18 protein-coding genes are annotated in these 14,918 nt (G+C 63.1%); 15 read left to right on the top strand and 3 right to left on the bottom strand.

Annotated features, from left to right (window positions below; translation table 11 throughout):
* Window positions 1–73 precede the first annotated feature (73 nt).
* The gene (locus ACFFP0_RS15805; RefSeq protein WP_377262483.1) at window positions 74–703 is read right to left on the bottom strand and encodes an invasion associated locus B family protein; all 630 of its coding nucleotides are present in this window, start codon (window positions 701–703) and stop codon (window positions 74–76) included.
* 410 nt (window positions 704–1,113) lie between these two features.
* Between ACFFP0_RS15805 and coxB the strand changes: the two genes are divergently transcribed.
* The 13 genes from coxB (at window position 1,114) to ACFFP0_RS15740 (ending at window position 12,268) form a co-directional block, all read left to right on the top strand.
* A complete protein-coding gene (gene coxB, locus ACFFP0_RS15800) occupies window positions 1,114–1,998 on the top strand; it encodes a cytochrome c oxidase subunit II (protein ID WP_377262481.1) in 885 nt (294 codons plus the stop codon).
* 18 nt (window positions 1,999–2,016) lie between these two features.
* Window positions 2,017–3,708 carry a cytochrome c oxidase subunit I gene (ctaD, locus tag ACFFP0_RS15795; RefSeq protein ID WP_377262479.1) on the top strand — a complete coding sequence of 564 codons (1,692 nt, stop codon included), beginning with the start codon at window positions 2,017–2,019 and terminating at the stop codon, window positions 3,706–3,708.
* 166 nt (window positions 3,709–3,874) lie between these two features.
* A complete protein-coding gene (locus ACFFP0_RS15790; RefSeq protein ID WP_377262477.1) occupies window positions 3,875–4,831 on the top strand; it encodes a heme o synthase in 957 nt (318 codons plus the stop codon).
* Window positions 4,831–4,968 carry a cytochrome c oxidase system small membrane protein gene (locus ACFFP0_RS15785; RefSeq protein WP_512699793.1) on the top strand — a complete coding sequence of 46 codons (138 nt, stop codon included), beginning with the start codon at window positions 4,831–4,833 and terminating at the stop codon, window positions 4,966–4,968. Before ACFFP0_RS15790 ends, ACFFP0_RS15785 begins: the two co-directional genes overlap by 1 nt.
* A gap of 9 nt (window positions 4,969–4,977) precedes the next feature.
* Window positions 4,978–5,583, top strand: coding sequence for a cytochrome c oxidase assembly protein (locus tag ACFFP0_RS15780; protein ID WP_377262475.1), 606 nt, complete (start codon window positions 4,978–4,980; stop codon window positions 5,581–5,583).
* 52 nt (window positions 5,584–5,635) lie between these two features.
* Complete coding sequence (locus ACFFP0_RS15775; protein WP_377262473.1) at window positions 5,636–6,514, top strand: cytochrome c oxidase subunit 3; 879 nt, start codon at window positions 5,636–5,638, stop codon at window positions 6,512–6,514.
* 199 nt (window positions 6,515–6,713) lie between these two features.
* Window positions 6,714–7,499 carry an SURF1 family protein gene (locus tag ACFFP0_RS15770; RefSeq protein WP_377262471.1) on the top strand — a complete coding sequence of 262 codons (786 nt, stop codon included), beginning with the start codon at window positions 6,714–6,716 and terminating at the stop codon, window positions 7,497–7,499.
* Window positions 7,500–7,670: 171 nt separating this feature from the next.
* Entirely contained in the window at window positions 7,671–8,684 is a 1,014-nt protein-coding gene (gene ispH / locus ACFFP0_RS15765) for a 4-hydroxy-3-methylbut-2-enyl diphosphate reductase (protein ID WP_377262469.1), read from the top strand.
* Window positions 8,685–8,924: 240 nt separating this feature from the next.
* The gene (locus ACFFP0_RS15760) at window positions 8,925–9,890 is read left to right on the top strand and encodes a homoserine kinase (protein WP_377262467.1); all 966 of its coding nucleotides are present in this window, start codon (window positions 8,925–8,927) and stop codon (window positions 9,888–9,890) included.
* On the top strand, window positions 9,887–10,327 hold the full coding sequence (gene rnhA / locus ACFFP0_RS15755; protein WP_377262465.1) for a ribonuclease HI: 441 nt from the start codon (window positions 9,887–9,889) through the stop codon (window positions 10,325–10,327). Before ACFFP0_RS15760 ends, rnhA begins: the two co-directional genes overlap by 4 nt.
* A 25-nt stretch (window positions 10,328–10,352) precedes the next feature.
* On the top strand, window positions 10,353–11,081 hold the full coding sequence (locus ACFFP0_RS15750) for a class I SAM-dependent methyltransferase (protein WP_377262462.1): 729 nt from the start codon (window positions 10,353–10,355) through the stop codon (window positions 11,079–11,081).
* A gap of 9 nt (window positions 11,082–11,090) precedes the next feature.
* Window positions 11,091–11,894, top strand: coding sequence for an endonuclease/exonuclease/phosphatase family protein (locus ACFFP0_RS15745; RefSeq protein ID WP_377262912.1), 804 nt, complete (start codon window positions 11,091–11,093; stop codon window positions 11,892–11,894).
* 65 nt (window positions 11,895–11,959) lie between these two features.
* Window positions 11,960–12,268 carry a Dabb family protein gene (locus ACFFP0_RS15740; protein ID WP_377262460.1) on the top strand — a complete coding sequence of 103 codons (309 nt, stop codon included), beginning with the start codon at window positions 11,960–11,962 and terminating at the stop codon, window positions 12,266–12,268.
* Between the two features lie 68 nt (window positions 12,269–12,336).
* On the opposite strand, the gene ACFFP0_RS15735 is transcribed toward ACFFP0_RS15740, so the two are convergent.
* Window positions 12,337–12,822: a peroxiredoxin gene (locus tag ACFFP0_RS15735; RefSeq protein ID WP_377262458.1), complete on the bottom strand. Its 486-nt coding sequence runs from the start codon at window positions 12,820–12,822 to the stop codon at window positions 12,337–12,339.
* A 110-nt stretch (window positions 12,823–12,932) separates the two neighbouring features.
* Window positions 12,933–13,790 (bottom strand): protein-disulfide reductase DsbD domain-containing protein, encoded by an 858-nt coding sequence (locus tag ACFFP0_RS15730; RefSeq protein ID WP_377262456.1) that lies wholly within the window; start codon window positions 13,788–13,790, stop codon window positions 12,933–12,935.
* A gap of 163 nt (window positions 13,791–13,953) precedes the next feature.
* Between ACFFP0_RS15730 and ACFFP0_RS15725 the strand changes: the two genes are divergently transcribed.
* Together ACFFP0_RS15725 and ACFFP0_RS15720 are read left to right on the top strand one after the other, a co-directional pair.
* Entirely contained in the window at window positions 13,954–14,559 is a 606-nt protein-coding gene (locus ACFFP0_RS15725; protein WP_377262454.1) for a YqgE/AlgH family protein, read from the top strand.
* Window positions 14,560–14,664: 105 nt separating this feature from the next.
* Window positions 14,665–14,856, top strand: coding sequence for a CsbD family protein (locus ACFFP0_RS15720; protein WP_377262451.1), 192 nt, complete (start codon window positions 14,665–14,667; stop codon window positions 14,854–14,856).
* The last annotated feature ends 62 nt before the right edge of the window (window positions 14,857–14,918 follow it).

Genomic DNA, 14,918 nt, shown 5'->3' with positions numbered 1-14,918 from the left:
TCGCCGGCGGTGCCCCGCCGCGTGAAGGGCGAAGCGCGCTATGCGAGGCGCGTGAAAGAAGGTCCCGTCGGGATCAGGGAAGCGCGTCGTAGCCTTCGCCGAAGCCGGTGAGCTCGATCGGAATGCCGACGCGGTCCTGGTCGGCGGATTCGCGCAGGGCGAAGACGGCGTTCTTGCCGGCGCGCAGGATGCGCATCAGCTCGTCGTCGATCTCCACTTCCACATAGCAGCCCTCCGAGAAGCAGCGGGTGAAATAGGCGCGGCCGATATTGTTGTTGTCGACATAGAGTTCCATGCCGTCCTTCAGGAGCACGCCGAGCGGAGCGAGGATGCGCAGGATCTTCGCCTTGCGGTCGGCGGTTTTCAGCACCACGACGGACAGGCCGACTTCCGGCCTGTCCTCGGCGATCACGTTCTGCATCAGCGCGCATTGCTCGGCGGAGGCTCCGGCCGGCCGGTCGCAGATGATCGACCAGGCGCCATGGTTCTCGCGCACGTTGCCCGGAGGCTGGGGCTTCGGGGCTCCCGGCAGCTGGCCTGACGGGCCATTCGCCGGCCTGGGCGGCTGCGGTGCCGGCGGAGCCGTGCTCTGGGCCGGCTGCGGCATTGGCCGTGGCCCGGGCTGTTGCGCGAATGCCGGGAGCGATACGGTGGCCGCAAGCATCACGGCAAGACTGGCGCGGATCAGGGAGGGACGACCCATGGAAACCTCAGAAAGTCGAATCAGTGCGGCTATTCTTGTCGTTCGCCGGGCGAAATGAAAAGCCCCGCCCTCTTTTCAGTCGAGTACGGCGAAAATGGGACCTGCCGGTCGTGGCGACCGCCTGCTGATTCGGTCGTGAAGGGGGTGCCGATTCGAAGAGCGAAGCCATCCCGGGCGAAAAGATCCTGAAAATGGCGCGCCTGGGGAGGTGGAAAGGCCTGTTCGTTCAGCCGAGGGCAATCCGTAACCTTGCCATAGATCCAAGGTCCCCGCGAGGCGCAAAAATGCCGCACGGGCTTTTCCCGCCAGATATTGCGGCGGCAGGCAAACTGTGATTGAAGCAGACCGTATATAGCTTGGATTCTGCGTTCGGTTTGTTCCAGATCAAACGCATGGGGAGAATTACAGTGATGAACAGAGCTTTTGCAGTGATGACGGCGCTCATCTGTCTGCTCTTTTCTTCTGCCGGTTATGCGGACCAGCCGCATCCGTGGCAGTTTGATCTTCAGGCGCCCGCCACGCCGATCATGCACCAGATCAGGTGGTTCGAGCATTATACACTCTGGTTCATCGTGCCGATCACGCTTCTGGTTCTGGTCCTGCTCCTCGTTGTCGCGGTCAAGTTCCGCGCCGGCGCCAATCCGGAGCCGTCGCGCACCAGCCACAACACGCTCATCGAGATCGTCTGGACGCTCGGCCCGGTTCTCATCCTCTTCTTCCTCGCCATTCCCTCCTTCAATCTCCTGAACGCCCAGCTCCAGCTTCCTGAGGCGGACATGACGGTGAAGGCCACCGCCACCCAGTGGCAGTGGAATTATGAATATGAAGGAACGCAGAGCCCCGTCGCCTTCGACAGCTTCATGTTGAAGGAGCAGGACCGGGCCGCGGCCGGCAAGACCGATGTGGCCGCTTATCCGCGCCTGCTCGCCGTCGACAATGAAATGGTCGTTCCGGTCGACAAGACGGTTCGCCTGCTCGTGACCGCCGCGCCGTCGGATGTCATCCATGCCTTCGCGATGCCGGCCTTCGGCGTGAAGATCGATGCCGTTCCGGGCCGTCTGAACGAGACGTGGTTCAAGGCCGAGAAGGAAGGCCTTTATTACGGCCAGTGTTCCGAGCTGTGCGGCAAGGACCATGCCTTCATGCCGATCGCCATCCGCGTCGTCTCCGAAGACAGGTACAAGACGTGGCTTGCGCAGGCCGCGACCGATCTGCCGGGCGCGAACAAGGCCCTGATGGCCGCGGTCGACAAGCCTGCCGGCAATTTCGCCGTCGCAGCCAACGAATCCAAGTAATCAGGAGGAGTGAGGACAATGGCATCCGCTCACGACGATCACGCTCACGCTCGCACCTCTCACGATGCGCACGCTCACGACGATCATCATTCGCATACGCCGGGCTTCGCCGCCCGCTGGTTCTTCTCGACGAACCACAAGGACATCGGCACGCTCTATCTGATCTTCGCGATCATCGCGGGCATCATCGGCGGCCTTCTCTCCGTCGCCATGCGCATGGAGCTGCAGGAGCCGGGCATCCAGATCTTCCACGGCCTGGCCTCGATGGTCTACGGCTTCGAAGGCGATGCCGCGATCGACGGCGGCAAGCAGATGTTCAACATGTTCACCACCGCGCACGCGCTGATCATGATCTTCTTCATGGTCATGCCGGCGATGATCGGCGGTTTCGCCAACTGGATGGTGCCGATCATGATCGGCGCGCCGGACATGGCTTTCCCCCGCCTCAACAACATCTCCTTCTGGCTGATCGTGCCGGCCTTCCTGCTCCTGATCCTGTCGATGTTCGTCGAAGGCCCGGCAGGCGCCTACGGTGTCGGCGGCGGCTGGACCATGTACCCGCCGCTTGCGACCGCGGGCAATCCGGGACCGGCCGTCGACCTGGCGATCTTCTCGCTGCATATCGCCGGCGCGTCCTCGATCCTCGGTGCGATCAACTTCATCACCACGATCCTCAATATGCGCGCTCCGGGCATGACGCTGCACAAGATGCCGCTTTTCGCCTGGGCCGTCCTGGTCACCGCCTTCCTGCTCCTGCTGTCGCTGCCGGTCCTGGCGGGCGGCATCACCATGCTGCTCACCGACCGCAACTTCGGCACGACCTTCTTCGCGCCGGAAGGCGGCGGCGACCCGATCCTCTACCAGCACCTGTTCTGGTTCTTCGGTCACCCGGAAGTCTACATCCTGATCCTGCCCGGCTTCGGCATCATCAGCCACATCGTCTCCACCTTCTCCAGGAAGCCGGTCTTCGGTTATCTCGGCATGGCCTATGCCATGGTGGCGATCGGCGCCGTGGGCTTCATCGTCTGGGCCCACCACATGTATACGGTCGGCCTGTCGCTCGATGCGCAGCGCTACTTCGTCTTCGCGACGATGGTCATCGCGGTTCCGACCGGCATCAAGATCTTCTCCTGGATCGCGACGATGTGGGGCGGTTCGCTGACCTTCTCGACCCCGATGATCTGGGCGATCGGCTTCATCTTCCTGTTCACCGTCGGCGGTGTCACGGGCGTCCAGCTCGCCAATGCCGGCCTCGACCGCTCGCTGCATGACACCTATTACGTCGTGGCTCACTTCCACTACGTCCTGTCGCTCGGCGCGGTCTTCGCCATCTTCGCGGCCTGGTACTACTGGTTCCCGAAGATGTTCGGCTACATGTACAGCCAGAAGATCGGCAACCTGCATTTCTGGGTCATGTTCATCGGCGTGAACCTCGTGTTCTTCCCGCAGCATTTCCTCGGGCTTGCCGGCATGCCGCGCCGCTACATCGACTATCCGGATGCCTTTGCCGGCTGGAACTACGTTTCCTCGATCGGCTCCTACATCTCGTTCGTGGGCGTGCTGATCTTCCTCTTCGGCGTATGGGAAGCCTTCGCCAGGAAGCGCGTTGCCGGCAACAACCCGTGGGGCGAAGGCGCGACGACGCTGGAGTGGCAGCTTTCCTCGCCGCCGCCCTACCACCAGTGGGAGCAGCTGCCGCGCATCCGCTGAGCGGTCGATTTCAAGAAGGGGCATCGCGGATGCGCGATGCCCTGAAATGCGGTGCATCGGCCTGGAACCGGAACGGATTCCGGAAGGTTACGATGCGCAGACTGAAGAAATACAGCGTCCTTCGCGCGCCCGGATTGGCGCATGGCGTTGTAGTCGGGAAGGTTCAATGACGGTTATCGATAATCACGACGCTCTCGGCACCGATGGAGGCACGCGCCTCTCGGAAGCGGGTGCGCGCGATTTCTTCGAGCTTCTGAAGCCGCGGGTCATGTCCCTCGTAGTCTTCACCGCCTTCGCCGGTCTGGTCCTCGCGCCCGGTCATATCAATCCGGTGCTCGCTGTCATCTCCATCCTCTGCATCGCCGTCGGCGCGGGGGCGTCCGGCGCGCTCAACATGTGGTATGACGCCGATATCGATGCCGTCATGAGCCGCACCGCCAGGCGCCCCATCCCGGCCGGCCGCATCCTGCCGCAGGAAGCGCTTGCGTTCGGGCTGACGCTGTCGGTCTTTTCGGTCGCCATTCTCGGCCTTGCGGTCAACTGGTTCGCCGCCGGCCTGCTCGCCTTCACCATCTTCTTCTACGCCGTCGTCTACACGATGTGGCTGAAGCGCTCGACGCCGCAGAACATCGTCATCGGCGGCGCTTCCGGCGCCTTTCCGCCGATGATCGGCTGGGCCTGCGTGACGGGCGGCGTCTCGCTCGACAGCATCCTGCTCTTCCTGATCATCTTCCTGTGGACCCCGGCGCATTTCTGGGCTCTCGCGCTCTTCAAGATGCGCGATTACGGTTCGGTCGGCGTGCCGATGATGCCGAATGTCGCGGGCGAGGCATCCACCAAGAACCAGATCGTCGCCTATGCCGTCCTCACGGCGGCGACGGCGGTCGCTCCGGCATTGACCGGTCTTGCCGGTCTGGGCTACGGCCTGTTTGCCGCAGCGCTCGGCGCGATCTTCATCTGCTGTTCCATCGCCGTCCGGCACATGCCAGACGGCGACGAGAAAATGGTGCCGGCGAAGAAGATGTTCGCCTATTCGATCTTCTACCTCTTCGCCATCTTTTCGGCCCTGCTTGTGGACCGGTTGTTCGAAGGGCTGCCGAACCTCCTTGGAGGTGTGCTGTGATCGAGACAGTCAGGCTCAGCGACGCGCAGAAAAAGTCGCGCCGCAATCGCAATATCGCACTCGGTCTGGTTCTCGCCGGCCTGGTGATCCTTTTCTACATCATGACGCTGGTGAAAATCGGCAATCTTGGGGGCTAGGGCGAAGCGATGGCGAATGTCGTTCAGAACGGTCAGGCAAAACGGGTCAGCAACGGTGCGATCTTCGCCGGCTGCGTCGTTTTCGTCGCGGGCATGGTCGGCATGGCCTATGCCGCCGTGCCGCTCTACCGGTTGTTCTGCCAGGTGACAGGCTATAACGGCACGACGCAGCGGGTGGAGCAGTATTCCGACAAGATTCTCGACAGGACCATCCAGGTCACGTTCGATGCGAACATCTCGCCGGGGCTGAACTGGGAATTCAAGCCGGCGAAGGCGGTCACTCCGAAGATCGGCGAAACCTTGCAGATCGAATATACGGCGACCAACCGCTCGCAAAAGGCGACCACCGGGAGCGCGGTCTTCAACGTGACGCCGATGGAAGCGGGCGCCTATTTCAACAAGGTCGAGTGCTTCTGCTTCACCGAGCAGACGCTGCAGCCCGGCCAGTCGGTGAACATGCCGGTGGTGTTCTTTGTCGATCCGGCGATCACCAAGGCGGAAGAGACCAGGAACATCAAGACGATCACTCTGTCCTACACCTTCTATCCGAGCGAGCCGGCCAAGCCGGTCGCCGCTCTGCCGGAAGGCCAGAAGGCAGTGGACAAGAAACTTTAGAGAGGGTTCGCCGGTTTTCCGGCGAAACAGACATTCATCCGGGGATTCTGACATGGCCGATGCGCATCAGAAACATCACGACTACCACATCATCGATCCGAGCCCGTGGCCGATCCTGGCGTCGCTGGGCGCCTTCGTCCTTACCTTCGGCGGCGTCGGCTACATGCGCTACCTGCACGGCAGCGAGTTCAAGATTTTCGGCCTGAACCTTGCCACTCCGTGGCTTTTCTTCATCGGCCTCGCGATCATTCTCTACACGATGATCGGCTGGTGGTCGGATACGATCAAGGAAGGCAATTCGGGCGCTCACACCCGGGTCGTGTCGCTGCACCTGCGCTATGGCATGATCATGTTCATCGCCTCCGAGGTGATGTTCTTCGTGGCCTGGTTCTGGGCGTTCTTCGATGCCAGCCTGTTCCCGGGCGAGGCGATCCAGGCGGCTCGCGTCGAGGCTGTCGGTGGCCAGTGGCCTCCGAAGGGCATCGAGGTGCTCGATCCCTGGCATCTGCCGCTCTACAACACCGTCATCCTGCTGCTTTCCGGCACCTGCGTGACCTGGGCCCACCATGCGCTGCTGCACGGCGACCGGAAGGGTCTGGTGAGCGGTCTGGCGCTCACCGTCGCGCTCGGCATCCTGTTCTCCTGCGTCCAGGCCTACGAGTACATTCACGCGCCGTTCGCGTTCTCGAACTCGATCTATGGCGCGACCTTCTTCATGGCGACCGGCTTCCACGGCTTCCACGTCCTGATTGGCACGATCTTCCTGGCTGTCTGCCTGCTGCGCGCCCTGAACGGTGGTTTCACCCCCACCAAGCATTTCGGCTTCGAGGCGGCGGCGTGGTACTGGCACTTCGTCGACGTGGTCTGGCTGTTCCTGTTCTTCTCGATCTATATCTGGGGCGGCTGGGGCGCACCGCTCTCCCACGGCTAAGCGGCGGCCCGCGAAGCGGAGCGGTCGATCGTCGGGTCGATCGCAGCCGGCGAGGGCCGGTCAGCGCGGTCGACGGGACGATCCGGTGGTTCATCCCGAAAGACGAACGCCCGGAGCGCAGGCGAAGGACAGCCGGAGCCGTATCAATTCGGGAAGGGCGGCGAAAGCCGCCCTTCTGCTTTTAAAGGACTGTATCTCGATGGCGATCAAAGCCTCTTCCGGTGCCGCACCGGCCGCAAGCTCCGCCCGCAGCCGCGGTAGGGTGATTGCCACGGCCGTGGGCGTTGTCCTGGCGTTTGCCATTCTGCTCTCGCTTGGCACCTGGCAGGTCGAACGGCTGGCGTGGAAGGAAAGCCTGCTCGCCGACATCGCCGAACGCCGGGCAGCCGCACCCGTGGACCTGTCGAAGATCGAAGAGATCGTGAGGTCGGGCGGCGACATCGAATATCGCCGGGTCTCCGTCAGGGGCACGTTCGATCATGCGCATGAGCGGCATTTCTTCGCGACTTTCGAGGGACGGACGGGCTTTTACATCTACACCCCGATGACGCTTTCCGACGGGCGCATCCTGTTCCTCAACCGTGGTTTCGTTCCTTATGAAATGAAGGAGCCGGCAACGCGCCCGGCCGGCGAGGTGGCGGGCGAGCAGGTGGTGACGGGTTACGCCCGCGCACGGCTCTCGCAAAAACCGTCGCTGATCGTGCCGGAAAACGACCTGGCGAAGAATATCTTCTACTGGAAGGATCTTGATGCCATGGTCTCGACCAGCGGGCTCGATCCGTTGAGGGTCCTGCCGTTCTTCGTGGATGCGGACGCCTCGGTTGACAATCCCGGCGGCTGGCCGAAAGGCGGCGTGACGCAGTTCGACCTGCCGAACAACCATCTCCAATATGCGGTCACATGGTACGGGCTCGCGGCGGCGCTGGCGGCGGTGGTTGCCGGCGTGTGGCTTCGGCGCGGGCGTTCCGCTTCCGCCGGACAATAGGAAACATTTTCCTTGGCTCTGCCGGACTTGCTCGCCTATATGGAGCCTGGAGCGCCGGCCGTCCGAACGAACCCATCAAGGACGCTCCAACCCGTTGAGACCGCGCATCGCGCCTTCCGGAACTCCTCCCGGTTTGCGGGCCGATGCTGAAGCAAACGCCGTGGACTGGAAATGAACATTCAGGTGAAAAAGCACCCGCTGACGATCCGCCTTTGTGGTCCGCGCGGCTTCTGCGCCGGGGTCGACCGGGCGATCCAGATCGTCGTGCTGGCGCTGAAGGCCTATGGCGCTCCGGTCTATGTCCGCCACGAGATCGTTCATAACCGTTATGTGGTGGAAGGGCTGGAAGCCAAGGGGGCGATCTTCGTCGAGGAACTCGATGAAATCCCCGCCGAGCATCGCCAGCAGCCGGTCGTCTTCTCCGCCCATGGCGTGCCGAAATCGGTGCCGGAAGATGCGCAGGCCCGCAATCTCTTCTATCTCGACGCGACCTGCCCGCTGGTCTCCAAGGTCCACAAGCAGGCGATGCGCCACCAGCGCCTCGGCCGCCATGTCGTGCTGATCGGCCATGCCGGCCACCCGGAAGTCATCGGCACGATGGGACAGCTTCCGCCGGGCTCGGTTTCCCTGGTCGAGACGATCGAGGATGCCGACGCCTACGAGCCCGCCGATGCGGACAACCTCGGTTACGTCACCCAGACGACGCTTTCTGTCGACGACACGGCGGGCGTGATCGCAAGGCTTACGGAGCGCTTTCCGAACCTGCAGGCGCCGGCGGCGGATTCCATCTGTTATGCCACGACCAACCGTCAGGAAGCGGTGAAGCAGGCCGCTCCCGGTTGCGATCTCTTCATCGTCGTCGGTGCGCCGAATTCGTCGAATTCCAAGCGACTGGTCGAGGTGGCGCTGCGCGCCGGTTCCATGCGTTCCATGCTGGTGCAGCGGGCCTCCGAGCTGAACTGGGACGAGATCGGCGATATCCGCACGCTCGGCCTGTCGGCTGGCGCTTCCGCGCCGGAAGTCATCGTCGACGAGATCATCGCAGCCTTCAAGGAACGTTTCGATGCCGGGATCGAGCTCGCGATCACCGCGGAGGAGACCGAGAATTTTCTGGTCAACCGCGAGCTGCGCGGCGTGCCGCTGACCCATGAGGACATGGCCTGGGTAAACGGAGTGCGGATGTGAAAGGGTGTGTCCAGGCAAGCCCCCCTCTGCCCTGCCGGACATCTCCCCCACGGGCGGGGAGATCGGCAAGACGCGCCAACTTCCCAAAACCAACAACGGTGAAGTTCGGCAACTGGGGAGTTTGGTGGGAAGAGCATGCCTTTTGTAATCTCCCCCCTTGTGGGGGAGATGTCCGGCAGGGCAGAGGGGGGTACAATTCCTCTCAAACGATTCTGCTCTTCCACGGACTGTGAGACCGCCTTGGCCGTTTATACCGACATCACCGAAGACGACCTCAAGCGTTTCCTGACAGAATACGACGTCGGGGACCTGACCTCCTACAAGGGCATTGCCGAAGGCGTCGAAAACTCAAATTTCCTTCTGCATACGACCCGCGATCCGCTGATCCTGACGCTTTACGAGAAGCGGGTGGAAAAGGCGGACCTGCCGTTCTTCCTCGGCCTGATGCAGCATCTTTCGGCCCGCGGGCTTTCCTGCCCGCTGCCCCTGCCGCGCCGCGACGGCCGGTTGCTCGGCGAACTGTCCGGCCGTCCGGCGGCGCTGATCTCCTTCCTCGAAGGCATGTGGCTGAGGAAGCCCGAGGCGAAGCATTGCCGCGAAGTGGGCAGGGCGCTGGCGCAGATGCACATCGCCGGCGAAGGTTTTCCGCTGGCGCGGCCGAACGCCCTGTCGCTCGAAGGCTGGAAGGTGCTGTGGGCGAAATCCGCCGACCGCGCCGACGAGGTGGAAAAGGGCCTGCAGGACGAGATTTCCTCGGAACTGGATTTCCTCGGAACCCGATGGCCGAAGAACTTGCCGGCCGGCGTCATCCATGCCGATCTCTTCCAGGATAATGTCTTCTTTCTGGGCGACGAGCTTTCCGGCCTGATCGACTTCTATTTCGCCTGCAACGACCTTCTCGCCTACGACGTCTCCATCTGCCTGAACGCCTGGTGCTTCGAGAAGGACCATTCCTACAATCTGACCAAGGGCATGGCGATGCTGGAAGGATATCAGAGCGTGCGGCCGCTTCTGGCGGAAGAGATCGCCGCCCTTCCGGTTCTCTCCCGCGGTTCGGCCCTGCGCTTCTTCCTGACCAGGCTTTACGATTGGCTGACGACGCCGGCCGGCGCGCTGGTGGTCAAGAAGGACCCGCTTGAATATCTCCGCAAGCTGCGTTTCCATCGGCAGATTTCGTCGGCCGCCGAATACGGGCTCGCGGCATGAAGCACGTCGATGTTTTTACGGACGGTGCCTGCTCCGGCAATCCCGGCCCCGGCGGCTGGGGCGCCATCCTGCGTTATGGCGATACGGAAAAGGAAATGTTCGGCGGTGAGCCGGATACGACCAACAACCGCATGGAGCTGATGGCGGCGATCCAGGCGCTGAATGCGCTGAAACAGCCTTGCGAGGTGGACCTCTATACCGACAGCGCCTATGTGAAGGACGGCATTTCCAAGTGGATTTTCGGCTGGAAGAAGAAAGGCTGGAAGACCGCCGACAACAAGCCGGTCAAGAATGCCGAGCTCTGGCAGCAGCTTGAGGAAGCGCGCAACAGGCACAGGGTGACGCTGCACTGGATCAAGGGCCATGCCGGCCATCCGGAAAACGAGCGGGCGGACGAACTCGCGCGGCTCGGCATGGCGCCGTTCAAGAAGAAGTAGGGAAACCGGGCGGGAGGAGGAAGCGATGGCCCAGAACATCTACGACACGCCGGATTTCTTCGAGGGATACAGCCAGCTCGGACGCTCCGTGCATGGCCTGGACGGTGCTGCGGAGTGGCCGGCGATCCGTGGCCTTCTGCCGGATATGAAGGGCCTGAAGGTCGTCGACCTCGGATGCGGCTTCGGCTGGTTCTCCCGTTTTGCCGCGGGCGAAGGGGCGGGTTCCGTGCTGGGGTTCGACCTTTCCGAGAAGATGATCGCCCGGGCGCGGATGGAGAACGCACATCCGGCCATCGCCTACGAGATTTCCGATCTGGAGCGGATGGAGCTGCCGAAGGCCGCTTTCGATCTCGCCTACAGTTCGATCGCCTTCCACTATCTGGAGGATTTCGCCAGGCTGGCGCGGCAGGTCCATGCGGCGCTGGTTCCCGGCGGAAAATTCGTCTTCACCATCGAGCATCCGATCTACATGGCCTCGGCCAGTCCGGGCTGGCAGAGCGATGAGACCGGCCGGCGCTTCTGGCCGGTGGATCACTATTCGGAGGAGGGCCGGCGCACGACCGACTGGCTCGCCAAGGGGGTGGTCAAATATCACCGCACCATCGGCACGACGCTGAATGCCTTGATCGACGGCGGCTTTGCCATCCGCCGCGTCCTGGAGTGGCGGCCGACGGCGGAGCAGATTGCCGCAAATCCCGGCCTCGCCGAGGAAATGGACCGGCCGATGATCCTCATGGTTTCTGCGGAGCGCTGACCGATGGCGCTGAGGATCGTTTCCCTCAATGCCTGGGGCGGCCGGGTTCATGAACCGCTGATGCGGTATCTCGGGGAAGTTGAGGCGGACGTGCTCTGCCTGCAGGAGGTCACCCATGTCGCGGGGCATGACGGCGGCTGGCTCACCTTTCGCGAAGGCGATTTCGAACTGCCGCAGCGCGCCAGCCTGCTGGAGGACGTGACGGCCATCCTGCCGGAGCACCGCGCCTTTTTCGCGCCCGCCGCGAGCGGCCCGCTTTATGACGGTGATCGGGAGGTCGCGTCCGAATGGGGGCTCGCGACTTTCGTGCGGCAGGGCTTCCCGGTGATCGGCCAGGTGCAGGACTTCATCCATGGCGATTTTCCGGTCTCCGGCTTCGGCGCCCATCCGCGTCCGCGCAATGCCCACGGCATTCGCATTTTTCGCCATGATGTCGGCTCCGCGGTTACGATCGTGCAGATGCACGGGCTGCGGGACCTTGCCGGCAAAGGGGATACGCCGGCGCGGCTTGCCCAGGCGCATGCGCTGGTCGGGCTTGTCGAAAAGATCTGGCGCAGAGGCGAGGGGCTCGTCGTCTGCGGCGACCTGAACCTGCTGCCGGGCAGCGAGACATTCCCGATCCTCGGTAGATTGGAGCTCACCGATCTCGTCACGACGCGCGGCTTTGCCGACACCCGGACCTCCTGGTATCCGAAAGGGGGCCGCTATGCGGATTATCTCCTGGTCACGCCCGATGTGAAGGTCGAGCGGTTCGACGTGGTCGCGGAACCGGAAGTTTCCGACCATCGCGCACTTCTTCTGGAAATCGGCTGAGGCCGGTTGCGCTTGCCGGCTTTGCCACTATTCTGCCCGAAAATCAAACTTGGGGAGATCCGCCCATGATCCTGCATTGTGTCTTCGTCCGGTTCAAGGCGGCGCTTCAGCAAGCGGACAAACAGGCGATCTATGATGCGATCGCTGCATTGAAGAATGTGACGCCCGGCATCCTCGATGTCAAATCCGGCCCGAACGTCTCACCGGAGGGACTGAACGGCGGGTTTCTCGACGGTTTCATCGTAACCTTCGAAAGCCCGGAGGCGCGTGACGCCTATCTCGTCCATCCGGAGCATATCGCCGTGGGCGAGCGCATCGTGGGATCGGCCGATGGCGGATTGTCGGGCCTCATGGTCTTCGACATGGCAGTGTAGGCCGGCGCTTCCTGCGAAAAAGAAAGGGCGCCTTCCGGTGCCCCTTTATTTGAGAAAAGAGCGGATGCTCAGAGCTGCTCCAGCATTGCGGCAGCGCCGGAAACAGTGGCCTGGCCCGGACTTTCCTCGATATTGAGCGACTTTACGACGCCGTCCTCGACGAGCATGGAATAGCGCTTGGAGCGGACGCCAAGCCCGCCGGCGGAAAGATCGACGTGGAGGCCGAGCGCCCTGGTGAAAGCGCCGTCCCAGTCGGCGAGGAAATGGATCTTGCCGAGGCCGCCGGTCTGCTGTCCCCATGCGCCCATCACATGCCAGTCGTTGACGGCGAGGACGGCGATGTCATCGACGCCCTTGGCGAGGATCGCGTCCCGGTTTTCGAGATAACCCGGCAGATGGTTCAGCGTGCAGGTGGGCGTGAATGCGCCCGGAACGGCGAAGAGGACGACTTTCCTGCCGGTGAAAAGCTGCTCGGTGGAAGTCTCCACCGGTCCGTCTGCGGTCTTTTCCTTGAATTTGGCTGAGGGCAGTCTGTCGCCGACGGCAATGGTCATGGGAGTTCTCCTCGGTTGAGCGGGCTCGCACCTCCGGCCCGCCAGTCGCCGCGCACTATAGTGCGGACTTGACATTAGGCAAGAAGAGGACGGCCATTCATCGACCCGGATCAGTCAAAGGCGAGGGATGTTTCCATGGCGCGATTGCCGGCGATCACCAGGATGCTCCAGCGCTTGCCCTTGATGTCGTAGTCCTTGGGCAGCTTGCCGACCGGCATGTCGAGGGAATAGCCTTCGCCGTCCCGCCGGCCGTTGAGGCCGTCGATGAGCACATGCCCCTGCGGCCCGGTCACGATGACCTGCGGCGGCTCGACGGTCGTTTCCGGAAGCTTCAGCGTCAGGTTCAGCATGCCGCGGCCTTGCGTCATCGCATAGCGGGTGACGGCGAAATCGTCCGAGGGCGCTTCCGGCAGTTTCGCTGCGGCCTGGTTGATGATCATCGCCTCCTCGACGGGCGTGCCCCTGGCCGGTGCGAGCGCCAGCGAGAATTCCGCCTGGAAGGGAATGCAGATATTGCGACAGAGACCGACGAAGGCGGAAGCTCCAAGCGTCAGGGGTCTGCCCGGGTCCTGGACCTTCAGCTCGAAGGGCAGCGCCACCGGCTGGTCGTAGCCGATGTCGCGCAGCTTGCCGTTGTCGATCCGCTTCGGCACGGGATAGGAAACGCGGTTGAGCGTAACCCGGCTTTCCTTCGAAAACACCACTTGCGGCGGAATGCCGGCGTCGCCCGGTTCCTTCCAGTAGGTGATCCAGCCCGGCTTGGGCTCGATCTGCAGCGCACCGCGCACCGTTCCGTCGGGCTCCGGCGGCATCGCCACGATCCGCATGCGACCGCCCTCGTTGGCGGCCCAGGGCGTGGTCTCCGCGCGGGACGGGGTCGCAGCCCCGAGCACTGCGCCGGCGATGAAGCAGGCGGCGAGCGCGGCTGGCGCGCGGATCGAAAAGTTGCGGACCGAAATTATCGTCATCGGCCAGCCATTTAACCGATCAGAATCGCGCGGACCAGCCGTCTGCCGCTAAAAGCCGATCATTTTCGGTTGATTGATCGGGCCGTGTGCCCCATCTTGCTCTTATGGTGGATCTAAGCCTCTCCCGCCCTCGATCCCGGCGGGAAGGCAGGCTGGAGGCGTAATGGTTTTCTCGACCCTGACGGACAAGTGCGAACGGGGTTTCCTGGACGGCCAGTTCCTGATCGCCATGCCCGGCATGCAGGACAGCAACTTCGCGCGGGCGGTCGTCTACATCTGCGCCCATTCCACCGCAGGCGCCATGGGCTTCATCATCAACCGTTCGCAGCCCATTTCCTTTACCGAGGTTCTCCTGCACCTGAAGCTCATGGACAAGGCCGAGGCGATCATGCTGCCCGGCCCCACCCGGGACTTTCCCATTCTCTCCGGCGGGCCGGTCGAGACCGGCAGGGGCTTCGTGCTGCATTCGGACGATTTCGTCAGCGAGTCTTCCATTCCGGTCAGCGACGAAATCTCCCTGACCGCGACGCTCGACATCGTTCGCGCCATCTGCGCCGGGCGGGGACCGGCGCGCGCCACCATGCTGCTGGGTTATGCCGGCTGGGGGCCGGGCCAGCTCGAAACGGAGATTTCCAGCAACGGCTGGCTGACCTGCCCGGCAAACGAAGAGCTGATCTTCGACCGCGCGCTGGAAGGCAAGTACGAACGGGCCCTGGCGCTGCTGGGCGTCAGCCCGGAAATGCTGTCGAGCGAGGCCGGCCACGCCTGATCCTTCGGGCGGGGGCCGCGGTCCCGGCTATCCGGAACGAAATCGGCGGGTGCGCATTCTCTTCCTGCAAGACGGTGAAACGTCGGTAAAACGAGGAGAATCATCATGGGCAGCACCACCGACAGGATGGCCGGCAAGGCCAATGAAATGGCTGGCAAGGCCAAGCAGGCCGCCGGGAAAATGACCGACAACCCGAAGCTCAAGGCGAAAGGCGCCGGCCAGGAAGCCAAGGGCCATGCCCAGCAGGCCAAGGGCAAGCTCAAGGACGCCGCCAAGCGCGTGGTGGACCGCATGTAGAGGCCTCCTGTTCCTGGATTCCCGAACCTGTTCCGGTGTCGCCGGGACAGGTTTTCCATGTC

It is taken from the genome of Neorhizobium puerariae (assembly GCF_042429745.1).
GTDB classification, from domain to species: Bacteria; Pseudomonadota; Alphaproteobacteria; order Rhizobiales; family Rhizobiaceae; genus Neorhizobium; species Neorhizobium puerariae.
This window is presented reverse-complemented; position numbering and strand designations above follow the sequence as displayed.